The organism is Streptomyces spiralis (assembly GCF_014654675.1).
GTDB lineage: Bacteria > Actinomycetota > Actinomycetes > Streptomycetales > Streptomycetaceae > Streptomyces > Streptomyces spiralis.
This window is the reverse complement of record NZ_BNBC01000029.1, coordinates 15,220-40,827: the sequence shown is the minus strand read 5'-3', so window position 1 is coordinate 40,827 and position 25,608 is coordinate 15,220. Positions and strand designations below refer to the sequence as shown.

The 25,608-nt window shown below is 70.0% G+C and carries 17 protein-coding genes and 1 pseudogene; 12 read left to right on the top strand and 6 right to left on the bottom strand.

Features of this window, described 5'->3' with window-relative positions:
- Positions 1-343: 343 nt before the first annotated feature.
- Positions 344-2,410 (top strand): APC family permease, encoded by a 2,067-nt coding sequence (locus IE318_RS26835; protein WP_189904418.1) that lies wholly within the window; start codon positions 344-346, stop codon positions 2,408-2,410.
- 103 nt (positions 2,411-2,513) lie between these two features.
- Positions 2,514-3,845 carry a class I SAM-dependent RNA methyltransferase gene (locus IE318_RS26830; RefSeq protein ID WP_189904416.1) on the top strand — a complete coding sequence of 444 codons (1,332 nt, stop codon included), beginning with the start codon at positions 2,514-2,516 and terminating at the stop codon, positions 3,843-3,845.
- A 306-nt stretch (positions 3,846-4,151) separates the two neighbouring features.
- Here the strand turns inward: IE318_RS26830 and IE318_RS26825 are convergent, their stop codons facing one another.
- Positions 4,152-5,165 carry a LacI family DNA-binding transcriptional regulator gene (locus IE318_RS26825; RefSeq protein ID WP_308438598.1) on the bottom strand — a complete coding sequence of 338 codons (1,014 nt, stop codon included), beginning with the start codon at positions 5,163-5,165 and terminating at the stop codon, positions 4,152-4,154.
- A 322-nt stretch (positions 5,166-5,487) separates the two neighbouring features.
- Here IE318_RS26825 and IE318_RS26820 point away from each other — a divergent pair, with 322 nt between their 5' ends.
- The 5 genes from IE318_RS26820 to IE318_RS26800 all read left to right on the top strand — a co-directional run bounded on the left by IE318_RS26820 (position 5,488) and on the right by IE318_RS26800 (position 14,180).
- Positions 5,488-6,801 (top strand): ABC transporter substrate-binding protein, encoded by a 1,314-nt coding sequence (locus IE318_RS26820; RefSeq protein WP_229903764.1) that lies wholly within the window; start codon positions 5,488-5,490, stop codon positions 6,799-6,801.
- A gap of 84 nt (positions 6,802-6,885) precedes the next feature.
- Positions 6,886-7,770, top strand: a complete 885-nt coding sequence (locus IE318_RS26815; protein WP_189904410.1) for a carbohydrate ABC transporter permease — start codon at positions 6,886-6,888, stop codon at positions 7,768-7,770.
- The gene (locus IE318_RS26810; protein ID WP_189904408.1) at positions 7,767-8,672 is read left to right on the top strand and encodes a carbohydrate ABC transporter permease; all 906 of its coding nucleotides are present in this window, start codon (positions 7,767-7,769) and stop codon (positions 8,670-8,672) included. The genes IE318_RS26815 and IE318_RS26810 overlap by 4 nt, the downstream gene beginning before the upstream one ends.
- A gap of 69 nt (positions 8,673-8,741) precedes the next feature.
- A complete protein-coding gene (locus IE318_RS26805) occupies positions 8,742-11,309 on the top strand; it encodes a family 78 glycoside hydrolase catalytic domain (protein ID WP_229903763.1) in 2,568 nt (855 codons plus the stop codon).
- Positions 11,310-11,735: 426 nt separating this feature from the next.
- Positions 11,736-14,180, top strand: a complete 2,445-nt coding sequence (locus IE318_RS26800) for a glycoside hydrolase family 3 protein (RefSeq protein WP_229903762.1) — start codon at positions 11,736-11,738, stop codon at positions 14,178-14,180.
- Positions 14,181-14,347: 167 nt separating this feature from the next.
- Here the strand turns inward: IE318_RS26800 and IE318_RS26795 are convergent, their stop codons facing one another.
- The gene (locus tag IE318_RS26795; protein ID WP_373311285.1) at positions 14,348-14,761 is read right to left on the bottom strand and encodes a MarR family winged helix-turn-helix transcriptional regulator; all 414 of its coding nucleotides are present in this window, start codon (positions 14,759-14,761) and stop codon (positions 14,348-14,350) included.
- A gap of 421 nt (positions 14,762-15,182) precedes the next feature.
- On the opposite strand from IE318_RS26795, the gene IE318_RS26790 reads away from it, so the two are divergent.
- Positions 15,183-16,304: a Gfo/Idh/MocA family protein gene (locus IE318_RS26790; RefSeq protein WP_189904400.1), complete on the top strand. Its 1,122-nt coding sequence runs from the start codon at positions 15,183-15,185 to the stop codon at positions 16,302-16,304.
- 18 nt (positions 16,305-16,322) lie between these two features.
- The gene (locus IE318_RS26785) at positions 16,323-17,012 is read left to right on the top strand and encodes a DUF6882 domain-containing protein (protein WP_189904398.1); all 690 of its coding nucleotides are present in this window, start codon (positions 16,323-16,325) and stop codon (positions 17,010-17,012) included.
- Between the two features lie 46 nt (positions 17,013-17,058).
- On the opposite strand, the gene IE318_RS26780 is transcribed toward IE318_RS26785, so the two are convergent.
- The 4 genes and pseudogenes from IE318_RS26780 to IE318_RS26765 form a co-directional block, all read right to left on the bottom strand.
- Positions 17,059-17,607, bottom strand: coding sequence for an SMI1/KNR4 family protein (locus IE318_RS26780; protein WP_189904396.1), 549 nt, complete (start codon positions 17,605-17,607; stop codon positions 17,059-17,061).
- Between the two features lie 24 nt (positions 17,608-17,631).
- Positions 17,632-22,377, bottom strand: coding sequence for a DUF6531 domain-containing protein (locus tag IE318_RS26775; protein WP_189904394.1), 4,746 nt, complete (start codon positions 22,375-22,377; stop codon positions 17,632-17,634).
- Positions 22,378-22,653: 276 nt separating this feature from the next.
- Positions 22,654-22,908: pseudogene (locus IE318_RS45205) on the bottom strand (hypothetical protein); the annotation flags it as partial.
- A gap of 84 nt (positions 22,909-22,992) precedes the next feature.
- Complete coding sequence (locus IE318_RS26765) at positions 22,993-23,745, bottom strand: helix-turn-helix transcriptional regulator (RefSeq protein WP_189904392.1); 753 nt, start codon at positions 23,743-23,745, stop codon at positions 22,993-22,995.
- A gap of 121 nt (positions 23,746-23,866) precedes the next feature.
- On the opposite strand from IE318_RS26765, the gene IE318_RS26760 reads away from it, so the two are divergent.
- The 3 genes from IE318_RS26760 to folE all read left to right on the top strand — a co-directional run bounded on the left by IE318_RS26760 (position 23,867) and on the right by folE (position 25,606).
- Complete coding sequence (locus IE318_RS26760) at positions 23,867-24,418, top strand: DUF2231 domain-containing protein (protein ID WP_189904390.1); 552 nt, start codon at positions 23,867-23,869, stop codon at positions 24,416-24,418.
- Positions 24,419-24,492: 74 nt separating this feature from the next.
- Positions 24,493-24,948, top strand: coding sequence for a hypothetical protein (locus IE318_RS26755; protein WP_189904388.1), 456 nt, complete (start codon positions 24,493-24,495; stop codon positions 24,946-24,948).
- Position 24,949: 1 nt separating this feature from the next.
- Entirely contained in the window at positions 24,950-25,606 is a 657-nt protein-coding gene (folE, locus tag IE318_RS26750) for a GTP cyclohydrolase I FolE (RefSeq protein WP_189904386.1), read from the top strand.
- Positions 25,607-25,608 lie beyond the last annotated feature (2 nt).

The following is a 25,608-nucleotide window of genomic DNA, read 5'->3' as shown; positions in this document are numbered from 1 at the left end:
GGACCGCGGCACCGCCGGCCCCGGCCGAGGGACCTGTTCCGCTTCGGTGGGCGGGCGCCGAGTGATGCTGCGCACGCTGCACAGGGTGAGGAATCCGAGGCCGAGCAGCGTCGCGGCGGCGCCGATCAGCTCCGCGGTCGGGGGCATGGGACCTCCGAGGAGTCGGGCGGGGAACGGTCGAACGGGCCGGAATCGGCAGAGTTCAGTCAAGTTCCGTCATCTAGGCACGGCCACGCCCTCACCTGCGGAATCCGTAGCGCGCGCGGCCCCCGATTTCACTCGTGAGGCAGATCTCGGGTGGCAGGTGGGCGACCTCCTGTTCGAAGCCTTACGATCCTCTGTTGTGTCCAAACTGACCGACGTGCCCAAACGGATTCTGATCGGGCGCGCACTGCGCAGCGACCGGCTGGGGGAGACCCTTCTGCCGAAGCGCATCGCACTCCCCGTCTTCGCCTCCGACCCGCTGTCCTCCGTGGCGTACGCGCCCGGGGAGGTGCTGCTGGTCCTGTCCATCGCGGGTGTGTCGGCGTACCATTTCAGCCCGTGGATCGCGCTCGCGGTGGTCGTGCTGATGTTCACGGTGGTGGCCTCCTACCGGCAGAATGTGCACGCCTATCCCAGCGGCGGCGGCGACTACGAGGTGGCGACCACCAACCTCGGCGCCAAGGCGGGCCTGACGGTGGCCAGCGCGCTGCTCGTCGACTACGTCATGACCGTGGCCGTCTCGATCTCCTCCGGCATCGAGAACCTCGGCTCCGCGATCCCGTTCGTCGTCGAGCACAAGGTGCTCTGCGCGGTCATCGTGATCGTGCTGCTGACGCTGATGAACCTGCGCGGTGTGAAGGAGTCGGGCACGCTGTTCGCGATCCCGACGTACGTCTTCGTCGCCGGCGTCTTCGTCATGATCCTGTGGGGCGCGTTCCGCGGACTGGTCCTCGGCGACACCATGCGGGCGCCGACGGCGGACTACCACATCAAGGCCGAACACCAGGGGCTCGCGGGATTCGCGCTGGTCTTCCTGCTCCTGCGCGCCTTCTCCTCCGGCTGTGCCGCGCTCACCGGTGTCGAGGCGATCTCCAACGGCGTTCCGGCCTTCCGCAAGCCCAAGTCCAAGAACGCGGCGACCACGCTGGCGATGATGGGCCTGCTGGCCGTGACGATGTTCTGCGGCATCATCGCCCTCGCCGCGTCGACGAAGGTCCGCATGGCCGAGAGCCCGGCCACCGACCTGCTCCACAACGGCATCCCGGTCGGCTCCGGATACGTCCAGAACCCGGTGATCTCCCAGGTCGCCGAGGCCGTGTTCGGCAAGGGCAGCTTCCTGTTCGTCGTCCTGGCCGCCGCCACCGCCCTGGTGCTGTTCCTCGCCGCGAACACGGCGTACAACGGCTTCCCGCTTCTCGGCTCGATCCTCGCCCAGGACCGCTACCTGCCCCGCCAGCTGCACACCCGTGGCGACCGTCTCGCGTTCTCCAACGGCATCGTGCTGCTCGCGGGCGCCGCGACCCTGCTGACGGTCATCTACGGCGCCGACTCCACCCGGCTGATCCAGCTGTACATCGTCGGCGTGTTCGTGTCCTTCACGCTCAGCCAGACCGGCATGGTCCGGCACTGGAACCGCCACCTGGCCACCGAGAAGGACCAGGCCAAGCGGCGCCACATGATCCGCTCGCGGGCCATCAACGCCTTCGGCGCCTGCCTCACCGGCCTGGTGCTGGTCGTCGTGCTCCTCACCAAGTTCACGCACGGCGCCTGGGTGGCCCTGCTCGGCATGTGCATCTTCTTCGCGACGATGACGGCGATCCGCAAGCACTACGACCGCGTCTCCGAGGAGATCGCCGCGCCGGAGGGCCCGTCCGACGACAGCGTCCGCCCCTCCCGCGTCCACTCCGTCGTCCTGATCTCCAAGATCCACCGCCCCACCCTGAGGGCGCTCGCGTACGCCAAGCTGATGCGCTCGGACACCCTGGAGGCGCTCACCGTCAACGTCGACCCGGCGGAGACCAAGGCGCTGCGCGAGGAGTGGGAGCGGCGCGGCATCGACGTACCGCTGAAGGTGCTCGACTCGCCGTACCGCGAGGTCACGCGGCCGGTCATCGAGTACGTCAAGAGCCTGCGCAGCCAGTCCCCGCGCGACGCGGTCTCGGTGATCATCCCCGAGTACGTCGTCGGCCACTGGTACGAGCACCTGCTGCACAACCAGAGCGCCCTGCGCCTGAAGGGCCGGCTGCTGTTCACGCCCGGCGTCATGGTGACCTCGGTGCCCTACCAGCTGGTGTCCTCCGAGGCCGCCCGGGACCGTGCCCGCAAGCGGCAGGACTGGAACGCCCCGGGTGCGGTCCGGCGCGGACCGGCAGTGGAGCGGACCAAGGAGCCGTCGGCGCCTTCGGCCTCTTCGGGCAAGGACTGAGGCGGGCCGAGGCGGGGTGGCGAGGCCGTAGACTGGTGGGCTGTTGTCGGGCCCCCTCGCGGGGCCGCCCCCGTCCGCGATCTCGATCTGGAGTCACCCCGCCATGCCCGCAGAACCGAAGAAGTCGCTGGTGGGGGAGGAGTACGAGGTCGAGATCGGCCCCGTCGCCCACGGCGGTCACTGCATCGCCCGGACCTCCGAAGGCCAGGTGCTGTTCGTCCGGCACACGCTGCCCGGCGAGCGGGTCGTGGCACGCGTGACCGAGGGCGAGGAGGGCGCCCGGTTCCTGCGCGCCGACGCCGTACGGGTCCTGGAGCCCTCCAAGGACCGCATCGAGGCCCCCTGCCCCTATGCCGGCCCCGGCCGCTGCGGCGGCTGCGACTGGCAGCACGCCAAGCCGGGCGCCCAGCGCCGCCTGAAGGGCGAGGTCGTCGCCGAACAGCTGAAGCGTCTCGCGGGCCTCACCCCCGAGGAGGCCGGCTGGGACGGCACGGTGATGCCCGCCGAGGGCGACAAGCTGCCCGCCGGGCAGGTCCCGCAGTGGCGGACCCGGGTGCAGTACGCGGTCGACCCGGCCACCGGCAAGGCCGGTCTGCGCCGCCACCGCTCGCACGAGGTCGAGCCGATCGAGCACTGCATGATCGCGGCGCAGGGCGTCAGCGAACTCGGCATCGAGCGGCGTGACTGGACGGGCATGGAGACGGTCGAGGCGATCGCCGCGACGGGCTCGCAGGACCGCCAGGTGATCCTGACGCCGCGTCCGGGCGCCCGCCTTCCCCTGGTGGAACTGGACAAGCCGGTCTCCGTCCTCCGCGTCGACGAGAAGTCCGGCGGCGTGCACCGCGTGCACGGCCGCCCGTTCGTCCGCGAGCGCGCCGACGGCCGCACCCACCGCGTGGGCGGCGGCGGTTTCTGGCAGGTCCACCCCAGGGCGGCGGACACCCTCGTGACGGCGGTCATGCAGGGCCTGCTGCCCCGCAAGGGCGAAACGGCCCTGGACCTGTACTGCGGTGTCGGCCTCTTCGCGGGTGCGTTGGCCGACCGCCTCGGCGACAAGGGCGCGGTCCTCGGCATCGAGTCCGGCAAGCGCGCGGTGGAGGACGCCCGGCACAACCTCGCCGACTTCCCCCGCGTCCGCATCGAACAGGGCAAGGTCGAGTCCGTCCTGCCCCGCACCGGCATCACCGAGGCCGACCTGATCGTCCTGGACCCGCCCCGCTCCGGCGCGGGCCGCGACACCGTCTCCCACCTCTCCTCCCTCGGCGCCCGCCGCATCGCCTACGTGGCCTGCGACCCGGCCGCCCTGGCGCGCGACCTGGCGTACTTCCGCGAGCACGGCTACCGGGTACGGACGCTTCGGGTGTTCGACCTGTTTCCGATGACGCACCACGTGGAGTGCGTGGCGATTTTGGAGCCCGCTGTAAAGGCGCTGTGACCTGCGGTTTCCCCGGGTTGCTCCGGAACGGCCGGGTTCGAGGTGCGGTGCCAGGCGCCGCGAGCCCGGCGTGATCGACGAGACACCCCCTAGGTGTGCTGACCGGCGGATCATGGCGCAGACGCGGGGGCTGGCACGCCCTCCCCCACTGCCTTAAGGGCGTGGGGGGGCCCAGCTGCGTTGTCGTCACTCGCCGACGCTCCGCGTCGACTTCCTCCTCCGCCTTGCATCTGGACGCACCAGCCCCCGCTCATCTGAGTTGACCGGCGCCGCCGCTTGCCTGCACCTTGATCCGCCGGACAGGCCCTAGCGGCCCCGCTGTTCCGCCGTGCTGCGGCGCACGACGAGCCGGGGCGTCATCGTGGTCCGCATGGCCCTGTCCCGCCGGCCCTCCACGCGTTCGATGAGCATGCGGGCGGCGGTGGCGCCCATGGTGTGCCCGGCCTGGTCGACGCTGGTCAGCTGGACGGGGGCGAGCGCGGCGAGCGCGGTGTTGTTGTAGCCGACGAGAGACAGGTCGTCCGGGATGCGCAGGCCCAGTTCGTGGGCGGCGCGGTAGATGCCCAGGGCGGCGACGTCGGCACCGGTCATGATGGCGGTCGGCGGGCGTTCCGCGGTCAGCAGGGTCATGCCGGCCTTGAAGCCGCCCTCATCGGAGTAGGCGGCGTGGTGGACACGCGTGTGCCCAGCGAGGCCGTGGCGTTCCATCGCGGCGAGGTAGCCCTCGGTCAGCACCGTCTCGGGAGGGCGTTTCCAGCGGTTGGCCTTGGTGCCCTGGGCGGAGACCAGTGCGATGTCGCGGTGGCCGAGCCCCACCAGGTGGTCCACGACCAGTCCGGCGCCGATGTCGTCGGCGTCCACGACCGAGTCGTGCGTGTCGGCGGTGTCGTGATGGCCGATGACCACGGTGGGTGTCGATGCCGCTGTGGCGAGCACCTCGTCGCGGGCGGTTCCCGGCGCGATGAGGATCAGCCCGTCCATCTGACGGTCCACCAGGGAGCGAACCGTTTTGGCCTGTTCCTCCGGGTCGAAGCCGGCGGCGCCGATGAGCACGGTGTACTCGCTGTTGCGGAGTTCGTCGCGGATGCCGTCGAGGATGTCCGCGAAGAACGCGTTGCGGACGTTGTCGAGCAGCACACCGATCGTGTACGTCCGGCCCCGCAAGCCGCGCGCCGCAGCGTGCGGACGGTAGCCCAGCTCGGCGATCGCCGCCTGGACCTTCTCCCGCATGGCCGGGCTCACACCGTAGGCGTTGCGCAACACCTTCGAGACGGCGGCGACGGACACACCGGCATGCCGGGCCACATCGGTGATGGTCACGCGCTTGCTGCGTCGAGGCTCCTCGGCCCGGTCCATCGTCCACACTCCGGCTCTCGTAGGCGTAGGTATAACGGTCTACACGCTCGCCCCGGGGTGACGTCAAGTCGTCCACTGCATCACCGCGTCGTTACAGCGCCGTGTCTTGACGGCGAGAGGAGGGGCGTGCAGGGTGTTGCTCGATCGAAGTAGAGAACGTTCTACACGAGGGCCTGATGCGGCGCACTCCTCGGTCCTTCGCGTCGTCTGCCCTTCGCCCGGAGCTGCGCACTCGCCCCCGAGCCACTCGTCAGCCCCTTCTCCATACAGCCCTCTGGAGCCCGCCGTGTCCCCTCGCATGTCCCGTCCACGCCGTGCACGCCTGAGCCTGCTCACTGCTGGTACCGCCTCGCTGGCTCTCCTCGCCACCGCCTGCGGCGGCAGCGGAGGCGCCTCGGCCGCGCCCAAGGAGTTCAGCTACCTGAGCGTCACCGAGAACACGACCGTCAGGACCGCGCTGACCACGCTGTCCACGGGGGCGTGCAAGAGCGCGAACGACGCGCTGCCGCTGAAGGTGGAGACCGTGCCCCAGGCGAGCCTGGACCAGAAGCTGCAGTTGCTGGGCGGCCAGAACGCCCTGCCGGTCCAGTTCGCGGCGGGCAACGCCCCGGCCCTCACCCAGCAACTGGCGAAGTCGGGCAAGGTGGCCGACCTCGAGGCGAAGCTGAAGGAGCTGGGCGTCTACGACCAGCTGGAGCCGGCCGCCGTATCGACGATCAAGGCGCTGTACGGCGGCAAGCTGGAGGTGCTGCCGTACGAGTACAACATCGAGGGCATCTTCTACAACAAGAAGCTGTTCCAGGAGAACGGCCTGAAGGTGCCCGGCACCTGGGACGAGCTGGTGTCGGCCGCGGCGAAGCTCCAGGCCAAGGGCGTTCAGCCGTTCTCCGCCTCCGGTCAGCAGGGCTGGCCGCTGACCCGGCTGATCAGCGGCTACATCTACCGCAGCCTCGGGCCGGACGCGCTGCAGAAGGTGGCCGACGGCAAGGCGAAGCTGACCGACCCGCAGTACGTGAAGGCCGCCGAGGAGGTCGCCGCGCTCGGCAAGAAGGGCTACTTCGGCAAGGGTGTCGGCTCCATCGACTACGACACGGCCATGAACCAGTTCCTCACCGGCAAGGCCGCCATGTTCTACATGGGCAGCTGGGCGCTGGCCAACATCGCCGACGCGAAGCAGAACAAGGTGGGTGCCGAGAACGTCGGCTTCATGTCGTTCCCGGCCGTGGCGGGCGGCAAGGGCTCCATCGACCAGTACCCCTCCAACGTCGGCCTCGGCATCACCCTCGGCGCGAAGTCCTTCGACCAGAAGACCGGCGACTGGGTCACCTGTATCGCGAAGAACTACGGCAGCACGGCCCTGAAGGACCACGGCTCCATCTCCGGCTTCAAGGTCAACACCGAGGTGAAGGACGCCAACGCGGTCACCACTCAGGTCCGCGACACCATCAGCACCTCGAAGCAGAACGTGCTCTGGTTCGAGGCCCTGTTCAGCACCAAGGCCACCACCGTCAGCCAGACCAACGCGGCGAGCCTGGTCAACGGCAGCATGAGTCCCGAGCAGTTCATGCGGACCGTCCAGGACGCGCTGGCCGCCCAGTAGCCGGGCCCGGGGCGGTCCGTTCGGCCCTCCTGACAATGCCGTGCGCTCCGCCCTCGCCCTTCCAACGGAAAGTGGACCCCTCCCATGCACCGCGTACTCGGTGACCGCAGGGCCGTCGTGCTCCTGCTCGGTCCCGCGCTCCTCGTCTACTCCCTGATCATGCTTGTCCCGATGGTGTGGTCGCTCGGCTACTCCTTCACCAAGGGCAACACCATCGACGGCTTCACCGGCAACGGCGTTGCCAACTTCTCCCGCCTGCTGCACGATCCCGCCGTCCACCACGCCCTGTGGTTCACCCTCAAGTACGCCGTCGTGGTCACCGCCGGGCAGGTCGTCGCCGGCTACCTGCTGGCGCTGCTGTACGTGTTCTTCCTCAAGCGGGCCTCGGCACTGATCCGCACGCTGGTGTTCTTCCCCGTGGTGCTGCCCACGGTCGCCGTCGGCCTGCTCTTCCAGAAGTTCTTCCAGGTCGCGCCGCAGACGGGACCGGTCAACTCCCTGCTGAACGCCGTCGGCCTGGACTCCATCGACTTCTTCGGCAGCGCGGGCAGCGCCTTCTGGGTCCTGGTCGTCATGGACATCTGGCGTTCCATGGGCTTCTACGCCGTGCTGCTCTTCGCCGGCCTGATCGACATCCCCGACGAGGTCCTGGAGTCCGCCCGGCTGGACGGTGCGACAGGGCTCAGGGTGGTCCGGCACATCGTGCTGCCGCTGTCCCTGCCCGTGCTGATGTCCTCGCTGATCTTCAGCATCAACGGCACGCTCAAGGTCTTCGACTCCATCGTGGCGCTGACCAACGGCGGTCCCGGCAACGGCACGACCCCGCTGACCCTGTACATGTTCCAGACCTCGTTCACCTACAGCGACTACGGCTACGGCAGCACCATCGCCCTGCTGCTCACCGTCGTCTGCCTGTTGGTGAGCCTGGTCGTCTACCGCGTCTCGCGGCGCGACCTCACGGAGGGATGATCACTGTGGCCACCATCGACACCGCTGTGAAGACCTCCGTGAGGAGCACGAGCACCCCGCCGGCGAAAACCTCGCGTCCCCGTGGCACCCGGCTCTGGGTGAAGATCGTCGTCGCGCTGCTGCTGATCGTCGAGATCTACCCGCTGGTCTGGATGTTCCTGACCTCGCTGAAGTCCAACGACGACTACCTCAACCACTCCACCTGGAGCCTGCCCACCCACTGGGAGTGGGGCAACTACAGCGAGGCGTGGACCACCGGCCACATCGGCCTGTACGTCCAGAACAGCCTGCTCGCCGTCCTCCCCGCGCTCGCGCTGATGCTGCTGCTGGGAACCGCCGCCGGCTTCGCCCTGCAGATCATGGTGTGGAAGGGCCGCAGCCTGACCCTGCTGGTCTTCCTCGCGGGCATGATGGTCCCGCCCCAGATGATCCTGCTGCCGCTGTTCACCGTGTACTTCCAGACCGGCCTGTCCGGCACCCTGGGGCCGCTCATCCTGACCTACACCGGCACCGGCCTGCCGCTGACGGTCTTCATGATGGCCACCTACTACCGCAGCGTCCCGCGGGAACTGTTCGAGGCGGCCACCATCGACGGCGCCGGCATCCTCCGCGCCTTCTGGACCATCAGCGTGCCCATGGTGCGCAACGCGCTCCTGACCGTGGGCCTGGTGCAGTTCTTCTTCATCTGGAACGACCTGCTCATCGCACTGACCTTCACCAATGACCAGGACCTGCGCACCATCCAGGTCGGTCTGCTCAACTTCACCGGCGACTTCGGCGCCACCCAGTACGGCCCGCTGTTCGCCGCGATCTGCATCAACGTCTTCGGCACCCTCCTGATCTACCTGTTCCTCAACCAGAAGGTCATGAAGGGCCTCACCTCCGGAGCGGTCAAGGGCTGAGCGCACGTCCTCCTCGCCCCGTACCCGCGACACGAAAGGTTCCCTTTGCTGTCCCCTCAGCCTTCCCCGGTGTCCTTCGAACACCTCCCGGACGGCCTCGGCATCGGCGTCCCCGCCCCCCGCCTCACCTGGACACTCCCTCCCGGCACCGGCCGTCAGGAGGCGTACGAGCTGGAACTCGACCGCTCCGGCGCCCTGCACCGCACCGGCCGCGTCGACAGCGCCGAGCAGGTCCTCGTGCCCTGGCCCGGCGAACCGCTGGCCGCACGTGAGCGCGTCACCGTCCGGGTCCGCGTCTGGGCCGCGGGCGCCGCCGAGCCGTCCGGCTGGAGCGAGCCGAGCACCGTCGAGGCCGGGCTGCTGGGCCCCGCCGACTGGGCGGCGGTTCCCGTCGGCGCCGGCTGGGACGAGGACCCGGACGCCGACCGCCGCCCGGCCCGTGTCCGCAAGGACTTCCGCCTCGACCGCCCGGTGGCCCGCGCTCGCCTGTACGTCACCGCGCACGGCCTGTACGAGGTCGAGATCAACGGCCGCCGCGTCGGTGACGAGGCTCTCGCCCCCGGCTGGACGGTCTACCCGCACCGCCTGCGCTACCGCACCCACGACGTCACCGCCCACCTCACCCAGGGCGCCAACACCATCGGCGCCTGGCTCGGCGACGGCTGGTACCGCGGCAGATACGGCTTCGACGGCGGCACCCGCAACATCTACGGCACCGATCAGTCCCTCATCGCACAGCTGGAGGTGACGTACGAGGACGGCACTACCGTCACCGTGGGCACCGACGGCACGTGGACCGCCGCACCGGGGCCGATCCTGACCAGCGGCCTGTACGAGGGAGAGACCTTCGACGCCCGCCTGCACGATCCCCACTGGGCCAGGCCCGGCGCGCCCGGCACGGACTGGACGCCCGTGCGCGTCCACGCCCGGGACCCGCGAACCTTGGTTGCCCCGCAGGGCCCGCCGGTGCGCTGCACCGAGGAGATCGCCCCGGTCACCGTCACCCGCAAGGACGACGGCCGCCACCTGATCGACTTCGGTCAGAACCTCGTCGGCCGCCTGCGCATCACGGTCGACGGACCCGCCGGCACCACCGTCACCCTGCGGCACGCGGAGATCCTCCAGGACGGCGAACTGGCCACCCGCCCGCTCAGGGAGGCCCACGCCACCGACACCCTGATCCTGGCCGGCGACGGACCGTTCACCTGGGAGCCACGCTTCACCCTGCACGGCTTCCGCTACGCCGAAATAACCGGCTGGCCCGGCGACTTCGGTGCCGACGCGGTGACCGCCCGGGTCCACCACACGGACATGCGCCGCACGGGCTGGTTCGAGTGCAGCGACTCCCTGATCAACCGGCTCCACGAGAACGTCGTGTGGAGCATGCGCGGCAACTTCGTCGACATCCCCACCGACTGCCCCCAGCGCGACGAACGCCTCGGCTGGACCGGCGACATCCAGGTCTTCGCGCCCACCGCGAGCTACCTCTACGACTGCGCCGGCATGCTCGACTCCTGGCTCACCGACGTCGGCCTGGAGCAACTGCCCGACGGCACCGTCCCCTGGTACGTCCCCGTCATCCCCGGCGAGCCGATGTGGACGCCGATCCAGCCCGGAGCCGCCTGGGGCGACGTCGCCACCCTCACCCCCTGGACCCTCTACCAGCGCTTCGGCGACCTCGACCTCCTTCGCCGCCACCACCCCATGGCCACAGCGTGGGTGGACCTCGTCGAACGCCTCGCCGGCCCCAGCCGCCTGTGGGACACCGGCTTCCAGCTCGGGGACTGGCTCGACCCCGCGGCCCCGCCCGACGACCCGGCCGCCGGCCGCACCGACCGCTACCTCGTCGCCACGGCCTACTTCGCCCACTCCGCCCGCCATCTCTCCCTCGCCGCGGCCGAGTTGGGCGAGGAGCAGGACGCCCAGCGGTACGCGCGGCTGGCCGACGAGGTCGCGGACGCCTTCCGCCGTCGGTACGTCACCGCCGACGGCCGTATGACCAGCGACAGCCCGACCGCGTACGCCCTCGGCATCGCCTTCGGCCTGCTCACCGAGCAGCAGCGTGGGGCAGCGGGGGAGCGGCTGGCCGAGCTGGTCCGCGGGGACGACGCGCGCATCGCCACCGGCTTCGTCGGCACGCCGCTGATCTGCGACGCGCTGACCGACACCGGTCATCTCGACGTGGCCTACCGCCTGTTGACCCAGACCGAGTGTCCTTCCTGGCTCTATCCGGTGACGATGGGCGCCACGACCGTCTGGGAGCGGTGGGACAGCATGCGCCCGGACGGCAGCCTCAACCCGGGCGGCATGACCTCCTTCAACCACTACGCGCTCGGCGCCGTCGCCGACTGGCTGCACCGCGTCGTCGGCGGCATCACCGCCACCGCGCCCGGATACCGCGAACTCACCTTCCGGCCGCTCCCCGGAGGCGGCATCACGTGGGCGCGTACCCGCCATGTGACGCCCTACGGTGCGGTGTCCGCGTCCTGGGAGTCGACCGCCACCGGGATGGAAGCTCGTCTCACCGTGCCCGACGGCTGCCGCGCGACAGCCGTCCTTCCCGGCTGCCGGCCCGTCCGCCTCGGGCCGGGGGAGCACAACCTGAGCAGCTCTGAGAAAGCAACCGAAGCAGCATAGAGCAACCTTGTTTCTGTGACTGTGAAAAAAGCCCGGCGCACGCCGGCTGTGCACCGGGCTTTGTTTGTGCGGGGAGATCCACTGCTGATATCACTTTGCTGGATGGCTGCCGTCCGTCCAGTCGGCGGCAGTCCTGCATAACGAGTTCCTTCAATTGAAAAGTTCAGCTCCATTTCAATGATCAGATGCCGTTTTAGCTGGTCAGGAGAGTTAATTGAGTAAAGTCGCGCCAAAGGGTTGACCGGCCGGGGCGGCAGGTCATAATTTCACACCCGTTGGCCGAATCGCTGAGTGATTCCGGCGTCCGAAACCGTTGCGGAACGCGACGGTGGTGGCCGACCTTTCTCCCGCGGTGGCCTTTCCGGCAGCCGCTCTGTCTCGTCCGGAGCCGTGATGAACAGACGATCGTTCCTTTCCGCTGCCACCTTGACTGCACTCGCCCTGAGCATGGCCCCCGCCTTGAGCGAACAGCCTGCGGCAGCGTCGGACACCACTTCGAAGGAACGGGCCGAAGCCCTGCTGGCCCGCATGACACCTGCCGAGAAGGAAGCTCTGGTGCGCTGCGACTTCGCCGCCGTCGCCCACCTCGGCATACCGGCACTGACGATGGTCGACGCCTCGGCCGGCTTGAGGGGCGAGAAGGATGTGACGGCGTTTCCCGTGCCCGTCGCGCAGGCCGCCACCTTCGACGAGGACCTCCTGAGCCGGATCGGCCGCGCCATCGGGGCGGAGGGGCGCGGCAAGGGCTACAACAACCTGCTCGGTCCCACCGTCGACCTCTCCCGCACCTGGCATTCCGGCCGCCAGGCTGAAGGCATGGGGGAGGACCCCCTGCTGGCCGGCCGACTGGGCGCGGCCGCCACCGCCGGCATGCAGAGCCAGTACGTGGCGGCGACGGTGAAGCACTTCGCCGCCTACACCCAGGAGACCAACCGCCTCTTCACCGACACCCTGGTCTCCGAGCGTGCCCTGCACGAGATCTACTACGGGTCCTTCCGCCGCGTGGTCGCCGCTGTCCCGACCACCTCGGTGATGATGGCCTACCCGAAGATCAACGGCACCTTCGCGACGCAGAACCCGGCCCTGTTCGACGACCTGAAGACGGGCCTCGGCCTGGCGGGTTACACCGTGCCGGACTTCTGGGCCGGCGATGACCAGGTCGCCGCGGCCCGAGCCGGCATGGATCTCGCCGGGCTCGGTCCCGCGGGCGTCAAGATCCCCGCGGGCGCGCTCACCGGCGGCGCCATACCGAGCGCCCGGCTGGACGACGCCGCCCGCCGCATCCTCGTCACCATGTTCGCCAACGGCCTGGTCGACCACCCCGTCCCGTCTCCGGCCGACAACGTCAGCACCGAAGAACACCAGTGCCTCGCCCACGAGGCCGCCGTCGCCTCCACCGTCCTCCTCACCAACCGCTCCGCAGCCCTGCCCCTGCCCGCCTCACTGACGTCCCTGGCCGTCATCGGACCCGCCGACGCCGACGCCCTCACCGGTACATCCGGCTCGACCTACGTCGACCCCGGCACCTGGACCACGCCGCTGCAGGCGATCCGCGCCCGGGCCGGCGGCAAGGTCAAGGTGACCCACGCACAGGGCACCAAGGGCGACGTGCCGCTGACCGCCGTACCGTCGACCGTGCTGCGCACCACGGCCGGCACCGCCGGTCTCACCGGCGCCTACTGCGCAGGCCCGGACGCCACCGGCACTCCGCTCGTCACCCGGACCGACACCACCGTCGACTTCACCACGACACCCGTGGACGGTCTGCCCCAGGTGTGGTCGGCGAGGTGGACCGGCACGCTCGTCCCCGCCATCACCGGCCTGCACCGCTTCTCCCTGCTGCCCGCCGGAACGGCCACCCTGAAGATCAACGGCACGACGGTTGTCTCCGGCACCCGGCACAGCCGCCGCTTCGTCCTCGGCCCCTATGACTACCCCCTCCAGGGCACCGCCCAGCTGACCGCGGGCCGAGCCGTCACGGTGGAACTGACCTACACCAACGCGACAGCGGACACCGGAGCCTGCGGACTCACTCTCGGCTGGCAGCCCGACTCGCTGATCCCCGCCGCCGTCGCCGCGGCGCGCACCGCCGACGCCGCCGTGGTGTTCGCCAACCGGATCGCGGGCGAGGACATGGACCACGCACAGCTCGACCTGCCGGGCGACCAGAACCAGTTGATCGCCGCGGTGGCCGCGGCGAATCCCCGGACGGTCGTCGTGCTCAACACCGACGGCCCGGTGGCCATGCCCTGGCTCGGGGACGTCGAGGCCGTGCTCCAGGCGTGGTACGGCGGACGAGGCATGGGTACGGCCCTGGCCGCGATCCTCTTCGGTGACAGCGACCCCGCCGGCCGCCTCCCGGTCACCTTTCCCGCCGACGCCGGCCAGGGACCGGGCACGACCCAGGCGACGTACCCGGGAACCAATGGCTCCGTCTCCTACGACGAGGGAATCGCCATCGGCTACCGCTACTACGACGGCAAGGGGCAGACCCCCCGCTTCCCGTTCGGGCACGGCCTGTCCTGCACCACCTTCGCCCACGGCTCCCTGGAAGCCGCCTACGACCCCGCGACCCGTAACGTGACGCTCGCCGTGACCGTCACCAACACCGGCCGCCGGCAGGGCACGGAGGTCGTGCAGGTGTACGCCGCCCTGCCGAGCGCGGCTGCGGCCGAGCCCCGCCGCCTCGTCGGGTTCCGGAAGGTCAGCCTCACCCCGGGCGGCTCGAGGCGGCTCACCTTCACCGTCCCCGCCCAGGACCTCGCCGTACGGGCTCCGGGAACATGGACCCTCGTTCCGGGCACCTACACGTTCGCGACAGCGCGATCCTCCCGCGACATCACGGCCCAACGAGTCCTCAGGCTCGGCTGAACGGACCCCGCCTCTCGTGTGACGTTCCCGGGATCCGCCGGGGAGAGTCGGGTCCTCTGATCTGCGGGACGAGCTGACGTGCACCGAGTCGAGCGGAGGAGGCAGGACCATCCGGCCGGGGGCCGGTGATCGCGCCCGTGCGGCCTGTCGGCTTCGTGGTCCGGCGGCTACAGCCGGCGGAGGACAGAGCTCAGTGTTTCGATCTCCTGCGCGGAGAGCTTGTCGGTGAAGTGGCGGCGTACCGCGGCGTCAAGGCCGGGGTGCACGGCGGTGATGGCCTGGCGTCCGGTGTCGGTGAGGGTGACGATGACACCGCCGGTGCGTTCGCGGGTGACGAGCTGACGCTTGCTCATGCGGGTGAGCTGGTGGGAGACGCGGGTGCGGTCCCAGCCGAGCGACGCGGCGAGCTCGCTCTGTCGCAGGGACCCCCCTGCCTTGTTCAGGCCGGCGAGGATCGTCAGGTCCGGTTCGGAGAGGCCCGCCGCCTCGGCGGCGTCCGCGATCACGCGGGTCCGGACGATCTCGTGGGCGCGCTTGAAGGCGGACCAGAGGCCGACGGGATCCAGTGCGGCCTCGCTCATGGCCTCGTCCGGCTCGAGAGCCCCGGCGTCTGATGTTGACATATCAACTCACCCCTTTCTAGTGTTGAAATGTCAACGCTAGCAGGGTGGCTGCCGCTTCATCGGCCCGCCCGACGGCTGCGCTCGCCACTTCCACTGTGCGGAAGGATCCATGCGAACCCGACCCTTGGGAACCGGCGGCCCGAATGCCGCCCCTCTCGCGTACACCGCATCAGCGTCGCGCAGCTCGCCACCGCCTGGGTCATCGCCCAGGGCGGCGAGCGCGGCCCGAAACCGTCTGCCCGCACGTGGACTTGACGGCCGACGGTCGGGCCGCGCCCGGTGGGTCCGGGGGCGGCGAGTGAAGGGTCACTTCCGTATCTGCTCCATGGCCACCGCGAGTGACGTCCGTGCCGTTCACACGAAGAACAGGTGACGCATCATGAACACGTCCGAGTCACGGCTTGTCGAGCGGGCCCGGTCCGAGAAGCCGATCGGAGTCGGGATCATAGGACTTGGAGCGCACGGCAGTTGGGCCGAGCGCTCTCATCTGCCCGCCCTGCGCGCCGTCCCGGGTTATGAGTTGAGGGCCCTGACCGCGAGTTCCAAACAGTCGGCGGAGCGCTCCGGACAGAAGCATGGTGTGTCCCGTACGTTCGGGACGGCTGCCGAACTGGTGGCCTGCGACGAGGTGGACCTGGTGGTCGTGGCGGTGAAGGTGCCGCACCACCGGGAACTGGTGCGGACGGCGCTGAGCGCCGGCAAGAGCGTGCTGTGCGAGTGGCCGCTGGGCAACGGGCTCGCGGAGGCCGAGGACATGGCGCACTCGGCGCACGGTCGCGCCGTGCCGACCGTCGTCGGACTCCAGGCGCGGTCGCACCCGGCCCTCGCCTACGCACGGGATCTCGTGGCCGACGGCTACGTGGGGGAGGTGCTGTCCACGACGGTCGTCGGCTCCGGCGGCGCCTGGGGAGCCACCGTTGGCCCCGGCGACCACTATGTGCTCGACGCCGCGAACGGCACGACACTGCTGACCGTTCCCTTCAGCCACGCTCTCGACGGACTCGCGTCGGTCCTGGGAGAGCCCGAGGAACTGCGGATCCAACTGGCGTCGCGGCGTACGTCGGCGGTGGACACCGAGAGCGGACAGCCCGTGCCGATGACCGCCGCGGACCAGGTGGTGGCCTCCGGACGGCTGCCGGGCGGAGCGGTGGCCACCTTCCACTACCGCGGAGGCATGTCCCGCGGAACCAACTTCCGCTGGGAGATCAACGGCACCGAGGGCGACCTCGTGCTCACCGCCCCGGTCGGCCACCCACAGCTCAGCCCGCTCACCCTGGAGGGCGCCCGCGGAACGTCCACCGCACTCGCTCCCATGACGGTGCCGAAATCCTATGTTCGCGTCCCGCGACTGGAACCCCGGGCCGACGCGCCGGCCTACGCAGTTGCCCACGCCTACCGGCAGTTTCTGGACGACCTGCGGGAGGGCACGTCACGCGTCCCCGATTTCGCACACGGCCTCGCGCGGCACCGCAGCATCGCATCCGTCATCACGGCAGCGTGAAGCTCATAGAGTTGGGTCATGCCGAGTGACTTCAGCGATTCCTTCCTCCGCGAGACCGAGCGGCATGCCGCATGGGGCGCCGTCCAATTGGAGACTCTGACCGCGTTTCTGCCCGAGGGGCCCTGGACCGCCGACCTGGAGGCCTGCCGATACCGGCAGGGAGACCTGGAGCTGCGCGTGGGCGTGCTGGGGACGTACGACACCTCGGAGGGGTCCTGGATGTGGGGCTGGGCGAACCCGGGGCTGCGGGGCACAGAGGTGGTCTCCCTGGCCGCCGCCGTCGAGCGGTACGGGCGGGCGCGCGGTATCACCGAACTGACCGAGGAGGTCCTGGACCTGTCCGACTTCCCCGATCCGCGCCGGGCCGCCGAGACGCTCGCCTTCACCGGCATGGGGGTGGCCGGGGCACCCGGATACATCGGCGCCCCGGCGGGACCGGCCACTCAGGTGTACTTCCTGCCCGACGACCCCCAGGTGCCGCGCGCCGGCCTGGACGCGGTCGCCCTGCCGCGGACGCTGCTCACCGGCGCGCAGCTGATCGGGCATTCGGCCCAGCACGTCGTCAGCGGGTACTTCGACCACCACGGCGTCCCGCACCGTACGGAGGGTGACCGGATCGTCGCCGAGCTGCCCGGCGGCGGGGCGGTCGAGGTCACCTTCGACGCGGCCGGGCGGATCGCGGGAGTGGAGGCCGGGATCGTTCCTTGAGCCGGGGGCCACACCCCGGCCGCCGGGACCCGCCCGCCGGGGTCCCTCAGTCCTCCTCGCCGAGGATCTCGTCGTTGGAGTCGAACTGGTGGCTGTCGGCGGGCAGGTCGGGGAAGTACGAGCTCTCGGACTCTCCCGTCAGGACGGCCAGGAGAAAGGAGGCGCACCGAGTGGAGTGGTGCTCCCACTCGGGACCGCGCCCCTCGTTGAACAGCACGGTCCACTCGTCCGGGCTCTGACCCGGCCCGGCGAGCCAGTAGAGCATCGCTCCGCTGTCCTCGATGTAGGCCCAGGGCAGGACCCGCGTACCCGGCCGGTCGAGTTCCGCCGGCTTCGGCTCGGTCTGCCACAGCCGGGCGAGCACCTTCTCCCGCTCCACGGACTGGGCCACGAGGTTGTAGTCCTCGTCAGGGCACTCCGGGTCGAACAGCCACACCGTCTCGTCGAAGACGCCGCCTCCGTAGACCTCGATCAGTTCCTTGTAGTCCTCCGGCAACGGCGTGCCGAGCGTCTGTTCGACGGCGTTCCAGTCACGGGTCCGCCGGGGACCGCCCGGCGGAACGATCTCGATGAGCCTGGCCACAGCGGGGTGCATGAGGCGCTTGCCTCCTTGGGGGCGTCATAGGCGTTTGGGGACGTTCAGGATAGTGACGATGTTCGTACTGCTGCCGCCCTCGTAGGGAGTGAAGGCGAATCCCTTGTTGCCCCGGGCCTCGATGGTGAGCCCCAGCGGAATGACGTCGGTGGGGTCGTTCGTGCGGTAGACGGGCGTGACGGTGTACTCGATGGTCTCACCGCGCTTGTCGACCGCTTCCCTGATCTGGTCCTCGATCTTCCGCATGACCGGCGAATTGGCGAACCGGTGCATGGTGACGAAGTTGCGGGGGTCCCGGTTGGAGCCGCCGATCTGCGCGCCGAGCAAGTGCGTCTTGTTGAGCTTCTTGTACTTCTGGTAACCGGGCACATTGACCCGGGGATCGGTCTTGCCGCCGGTCATGTCGGACTCGATCGTCGCGCGCATGGTGGTGGCGCGGCCTCCGGGACCGGGCGCACCGTAGCGGACCCGGCCGCCCCACGTGACGTCGTTCTCGTCGCAGGGAGTGAGGCCCAGCGGATCGGACAGCGTGTGCGGGTTGTCGACGTAGGCGAAGGGGTTGGGCGCGGGGTCCAGGCCGAGGGGGTCCGAGGTCAGGTAGCGCGCGGTCTCCGGATCGTAGTGACGGAAGTAGTTGTGGTGCAGCCCCGTCTCGGGGTCGTGGTACTGGCCCGGGAACCTGAGCGGCGTGTAGGCGGTGGCGTCGTGGTTCCAGGTCGTCGAGCCCCAGAGAGTCGAACGGGTGCGCCACGCGATCCTGCCCTCCTCGTCGACGAGTTCGGTGGGAGTGCCGATCTGGTCGGTGACGATGGCGAAGAAGCGCTGGTCGATGATGTCCTGCGGGGCGTCTGCGAGGGACTTGGTCTCGGTCTGCGCGACAGGTGCCTGGCCGTCGTGGTCCCAGGTGAGTGTGACCAGTTCGGCCGCGCCGCTGACCCCGGTGGTCTGCTCCACCAGCGTGGAACCGTCCCAGACGAACCGGGTTTCCGCGGCGACGGCGCCGTCCGCGGACAGACGCTGTTTCGCGATGCGCCGCCCGAGGGGGTCGTACAGGTACCGCCAGCAGGTGCCGTCAGGGGTGACGACGGAGATGAGCCGGTCCTCGGCGTCCCAGGTGTAACGCCAGGTGTCGGGCTTGCGGGAGAGACGTTTGACCTGCCGGAGCACGCACCGGCCGGCGGCGTCGTGCTCGTAGCGCACGTTGCCGGCGCTGATCAGGCGCGTTCCGGCGTAGCTGCGCGTTCCTCGCGCCTGGCTGCCGGGATGCTTCTCCGGCCAGGTCGCCCGCGTCTGGTTGCCGGTCTCGTCGTAGGCGTAGCTCTCGCTCCAGCGTCCGGCCTCCACGGCGCTGACCCGTCCCGCCCGGTCCAGGAGGAACGAGCGCCGGCCGGCGTCCCGGTCGGTGATGCCGGTCAGGAGCCCGTCACGACGGTAGGTGTAGCTGCGCTGGATCGACGGCTGCGCGGTGTCGTGGACGGTGAGTGTCTGCCCGCTGAGGCTGCCGACGGAATTCCAGGCGAAGGCGAGGGTGAATCGGTCGCCGAGGTGCCGCAGCACCTCCCGTCCCGCCGCGTCGTGCTCGAAGGAGAGGGTGCGGCCCGAGAGCGACAGCTCGGCGTAGCGGCCGGCCGTGTCGTAGGAGTACGTCGTCTCGACGCCCCCGGGTGTCCTGCGCAGTGTCCGGCGCCCCGAGGCGTCGCAGGCCGTGGTCAGCGTCCGGCCGTCGATGGTCTCCGCGATGACCCGTCCCGCCGCGTCGTACGCGTAGGCCAGTGTCCCGTCGGGGCCGGCTGCCGAGACGAGCCGACCGCACGCGTCGTTCCGGAAGACGGTCCTGCGGCCGTCGACGACCTTCTCGACCAGTTGGCCGGACGTGTCGTAGTGGTACTCGACGGTCTGCCCCGCCGCGTTGATCCGGGCGGTCAGGTCGCCCGCCGCGTCGTAGCGGTATGTCGTCTCGCGCCCGTCGAAGTCGGTCTCCTTCACCAGTTGTCCGGCGGCGTCGTGGACGTACCTCCAGACGAGTCCCCGGGGGCCCCGCACCTCGGTCAGCCGGCGTTCGGTGTCATAGCGGAACCGGTGTTCCACGCCGTCCGGGGAGATACGGGCGACCAGCAGGTCGAAGGGGCCGTGGACCAGCTGTGTACGTCCCCCGACGGCGTCGGTGTGGCCGGTGCAGTTGCCCTCTCCGTCGTACGACCAGGATTCGGTGGCGCCGTTGGCCGCGGTACGTTCCCGCAGCCGGCTTTCGCCGTCCCATACGAGCGTGGTGGTCGCCCCGACCGGGTCGGTGATGCGCACCGGGCGTCCGAGGGCGTCCCGCAGATAGCGGGTGCGGTTGCCCTGTGCGTCCTCCACGACGGTGGCCAGGCCCGCCGGGTCGGTTTCGACACGGAGTGTGTCGCCCGCGGGCCCGCTGACCGTGGCGACGGCGCCCGTCGAGTGGTGGGTGAACAGGTGGACCGAGCCGTCCGGTGCGGTCAGGGCGGTGCAGTTGCCCCGTGCGTCGAAGTCCTGGACGTAGGTCGCCCCCTGCGGATCGGTGATGCGGACCGGCAGGTGCAACGCGTTGTAGGTGACGTGGCTGCTTGTGCCGTCCGGAGCCGTGACCGAGACCAGGGAACCCGCGTCGTCCCACGTCCAGCGGGTGGTACGGCCCAGCGGGTCGGTGCGGGAGAGCAGGTGGTCGTGGCGGTCCCAGGTCTGGGTGACGGTGTGCCCGAGCGGATCGGTGATCGCGACGATCTGGCCGTGCCGGTTGGCGCGGTAGATCGTGGTGTTGCCGAGTGAATCGGTGTAGGTGGTGGTGCAGGTGCCGTCGTCCTGGCGCTCGCCGTAGGTCAGGCGGGAGTTGAGGATGCCGTCGGTCCCGCGGGTCTCGATCACCCGTCCCCCGGCGTCGTAGACGTAGGTGAACTCGGTGTCGTTGGAGTCCCGCCATCCCGTCACGCGCTGGGCGCCGTCGTAGGTGAACCGCGTCGGCGCGTCGACCGCGTTGCGGACTTCGCCCAGGTTCCCGGTCTCGGCGTCGTAGCCGAAGGCGCGAAGGCGTACCGGGTCGTCGTCGGTGAGGGCCCACAGCGCGGTGACGCGCTGCCGGTCGTCGCGGTCGACGCGTATGCGGTAACCACCGCTGTGGGTGACGGTGAGCGGCACACCGTCCTCGTCGCGTTCGACGCGGATGTGGTTGCCGTTGCGGTCCTCGATGCCGACCAGCCACCACGGTCCGCACTGCACCGTACCGGCTTCGAACTGGCGCGTGAGTCCTGAGTACGGGTCCTGCACCGTCAGGACGTAACTGCCGTCGCGGCTCACATACGTCAGCGGGAGGCGGACGCCCTCGGCGGGCTCCAGCCGGTCGCCGGGCAGGTCGGGCAGACGCGGATAGGCGAGCGCGGACCCGTCCTCCCGGTGCCACCAGTAACCGCCCAGAGCGTCGTCCTGCTGGATCCGTTCGTCGAGGGTGGAGGCCCAGGACGGGCCGAAGAAGCGGCCTGCCGCGTAGCCGGAGAGGTGGGTACGGCGCAGGATCAGGGGCAGGACACCCGGCAACGCCACGTCCGTCTGGGCAAGCACCATCTGGCCGCTGGCCATGTCGATCGGGTCGCCGCACAGCTGCTTGGTGTTCAGCTCGCGACCTTGTCTGGACAGGTCGGCAGAGTCGATCTTCAGGCCGGGGTCGGGCTTGCGGCCGGACGCAGGGGCGCCGTGGTGGCCGCCTGAACCGTCGCCCGACTTGCCGGAGTTCACGTGGACACTGTCGGCCCGGCGGCCGGTGTCGATGTCCTTGCCCTTGTGCAGACGGGAGGTGGCCTTCACGCGTTCCGGGACGGTCTCGGCGAGATGCTTGACGACCTTCTTGACGGCCTTCTCCGAGCCCTTGAGGGCGCCCTCCAGCACCGACTCGAAGGGCGCGGTGAAGGCGTCCTTGCCCTTGGTGCGGCCGAAGTGGCCCTTGGCCCGGTCCAGCGGGTCGGTGACGGCGGTATGCAGGTCGCCGCCGTGCCGGGAGACCTTGTCGGCGCCGTCCTCGAACTCGATGTGGTCGATGAAAAGGTCCACGCCGCCGCCCGGGCCGCCACCGGCGGACGCGAGCACCATCGCTCCGTCGCCGGCCGAGGCCAGCTGCATGCCGCCGCCGTGGCCGTGCTTGCCGGAGCCGCCACCACCGCCTGCGTTCGGCTCGGGGGGCAGCGAGAACGCGCCCTCGGCCAGGTCCAGGACCGCGTCCTCGACCATCTTCTCCAGCTTGGCGTTGACCGGCTCGGTCACCCGGGCCACCAGCTCGTCCACGATCCGGTCGGCGGCCTCGTCGACGATCCGCTTGACCGCCTGCCGCATCGCCGTGATCTCGGCCGCACCCAGCAGTGCGGACAGGCCGCCGGTGAACGCGGCCAGGCCGAGGGAGATGCCCACCGAGGCGGCCATCGCGCCGAGTTCGATCTCGGCCTTGATCTTCATTCCGTAGATGACGTCCGCGACGACATCGCACGCGTCCGCGAACAGCCGCGCCAGCTCAGGGATCTTGTCGAGATGCCCGGCCTTCACGTGCGACCAGTGCTTCTCCATCGCGTCGACGGCCCAGCCCTGCGAGGAGGACAGGATCCGGCTCACCGCCCGGTGCGCGTCCCCACCCTTGCCCTCGAACTTCTCGGCGAACTCCCGCATGGACGTGGCCATCTCACGATAGTCGTCCTCGTCCACGTTCGGAAAGTTGACCCCGATGAAGTCGAGTATCTCGTCCAGCCAACCCGGGATCGTGTAGCCCATCCCCCGTGCTCCCCCGTTGTCGATCAGGTGTGCGTCGCGCGTGCGAATGAATGGTAGCCAGCAATATTGACGTACTATCAGTTCGCCTGGTTCCGGCGTCGGCCGCGCCGGAGAATGCCGAGCTTCGGTCGGCGACCGCCCAGACGGTCGACGCGTGGCCAAGTCCGGCGAGGACGGGATCGGTGTCACGGTCGGCAACTTCGCGACCGCCAAGGCCGAACAGGCCCTCCCGCGCCGAAGTCCCGGCACTGGCGGGCCCTTTCCCCTCCGTGGAGGTCAGAGCTTCGCGGTCGAGCGCGCCTTGATGGTGAGGGCGGCCAGCGTCATCATCACCGCGCCGAACAGCGCGGCGCAGGCGTACATCGTGAAGCCGATGTCGGCGTTGCCCGTCTCGATCAAGACGCCGCTGTCGATGGCGAGGTCGGCGGCGCGCAGGATGTCCTCGCGAGTGTCGGTGGCGAAGGCGATGTGGTGCAGCCGGCCCTCGCTGCCGGTCCAGTCCTCGGTGTAGACGACGTCGTACGACTTCGAGCGACCCGACGGCGACTCCCCACCGGGATCCCATGGGGTCTGGGGCCCGGAACGCAATCCGACCTGCGGCTTCTCGTCAGGTGGTCAGCGGTCCTGTGCCGTCTCGCCATCACGGTCGGGTTCGCTCGGGCCCAGGCGTACGCAGCACTCGCCCGGCTCGGGGGTCAGGACGGCCTGGACTCCGTTGACCTCCAGGCCGTGGAGGTAGCCGGAGAGGAAGGCGTGGTTCATGCCGCACACCAGGTCCGGGGCCTTCGCGGCCAGTGGGTGGAAGGGGCAGTTGCGGAGCCGGAGCTGGGTCGGGGTCTCCCGGACGGGTTCGTAGCCGTACTGGTCCAGTAGCCGCTCGCAGGCGGTCAGACCGCGCTCGGGGCCGAGGCGGCCCGGACGGGTCTCGTCCCGGGCCGCCTCGCCCAACTGCAGGCCACGGTGTTCGGCGGTCCGCATGGCCGCCTGCGTGGCGTTCTCGTCGGCGCCCTCGGTGAGGACGGCGTCCAGGAGCAGGTCGGCCAGGAGCTCGTGGCACCGGTCGGGGATGCTCACGGTGATCTGGGCGTCGGTGGGCTCGTACACCTTGGGCTGCCTGCCGACCTTGCGGATCCCGCCCGGTGTCTCGTAGCGCGCGCGCAGCAGGCCGGCGTCCACGAGCTTGTCGAGGTGGAAGGCGGCGAGCTTGCGGGAGATGCCGACGCTGGCGGCGGCCTCGTCACGGGTGACGGCGCGGCGGGCGCGGCGGATGAAGGTGAACATGCGCCGGCGAGAGTCCTCGCTCAGGACGCTGACGGAGTCGATGGCGCTGTCGGCCGTGTCGGCCCGCTCAGTCGGATCAGAAGCCACAGGACCACGGTAACTCCCATCCGCGCGGGCACAAGTGTTCTTCTGGCTCTCTGTCCTGCATGTCTTGACGGACCTCCGAAATAAGACCAAGATTTATTGGTGAAACTAGCCGGAGGTTCCGATGGCCAGTGAGTCACAGCTTCAGGCGAAGCGCCCGGTCAGCGCCTCGCTCGCCGGTCCGTACGGCCACCCGTTCCACCCGATCCTGGTGACCGTGCCGATCGGTGCCTGGGTGACCAGCCTGGTGTTCGACATCGCATCCCACGTCGTGCACCGTCCGGGCTTCCTGACCCAGTCCTCGGAGTGGCTGATCGCGGTCGGCGTGATCGGCGCCCTGCTGGCGGCCATGGTCGGATTCCTGGACCTGTTCGCGATTCCGGCCGGCACTCCGGCCTTTCGCACCGCCTTGGTCCACATGACGCTCAACCTGCTGGTGACCGCCGCCTACGTCGTCAACTTCCTGTGGCGCCACGGCGACTACACGGGCGGCGGAAGTGTCGGCATCGGCAGGCTCGTCCTGTCGGCCCTCAGCATCGTGGCCCTCGCGATCTCGGGATTCCTGGGCGGCAAGCTCGCCTACCGCTACGGCGTACGCGTCGCCGACGAGAACACCCAGGCCGAGGGATACACGCCCGGCAGCAGCAGCCGGAACGGCACCCGCTCCGCCGTGTGACCCGGCCCCCACGCCCACCATGACGGCCGGTGTCCTCCGGCTGCCTCCACCACCGTCCCCCTCGGGAGTTCCCCATGGACGTCGCCGCCCTGATCACCTGGGTGATCACCGCTCTCGGCGGTTTCTACATGCTCGGCACCTGGATCCAACGCGGCGGAATCCGCCAGCAGCAGACCGGCACCAGCCGGCTGCCCGCACCCGTCGTCTTCGGCCACTTCGCCCTGGCCGCCATCGGACTGGTCGTGTGGATCATCTACATCGTGGCGGACAAGGGCGCGCTCGCCTGGACCTCGTTCGGCCTGCTGCTGCCGGTCGCGCTGCTGGGGTTCGTGATGCTGGCCCGCTGGATCCCCGTCCACCGCGACCGAGCCACGGCCGGCGCGGCAGCGGCCGCCGCGGGGCCGGGAGACGAAGGCGGCGTCCCAGCCGAACGGCACTTCCCGGTGCCGGTCGTGCTCGCCCACGGTCTGCTCGCCGTGGCCACCCTCGTCCTGGTGCTCCTCACCGCCCTGGGCGTCGGGGGCAGCTGACATGACCGAGCACCTCAACCGCACCACCGCCCTGACAGCCCCCCTCGACGAGGAAGCCGCGGCACCCGCGCGGCCGGCCCTGCGGGTCGTCCACGAGTCCGACGGGATCGACCTGGCCGCCGCGGAAGCCGCGGCCGGCCAGTTCCTCGCCGCACTCGGGATCTCCACCGCCTCGGAGAGCCTGCGCGGCACACCTGGGCGGATGGCCCGCGCCTACGCGGAACTCTTCACCCCGCGCCCCTTCGACCTGACCACCTTCCCCAACGACGAGGGATACGACGAACTCGTCCTGGCCCGCCGCATACCGGTCCGGTCGGTGTGCGAGCACCACCTGCTGCCCTTCGTGGGCACGGCGCACGTCGGCTATCTGCCGGGAGCCCGCATCCTGGGCCTGTCCAAACTGGCGCGTGTCGTCGAGCACTTCGCCTGCCGCCCGCAGGTCCAGGAACGCCTGACCAAGCAGGTCGCCGACTGGCTGCAGACACATCTGGAGCCCAAGGGCGTCGGCGTGGTGATCGAGGCGGAACACTGCTGCATGACCCTGCGTGGCGTCCAGGCCACCGGATCCAGCACCATGACCTCCACCCTCCTCGGCCTGCTGCGCTCCGACGCCCGCTCCCGCAGCGAATTCCTCGGCCTGACCGGAGCGGCCTCCTGAGC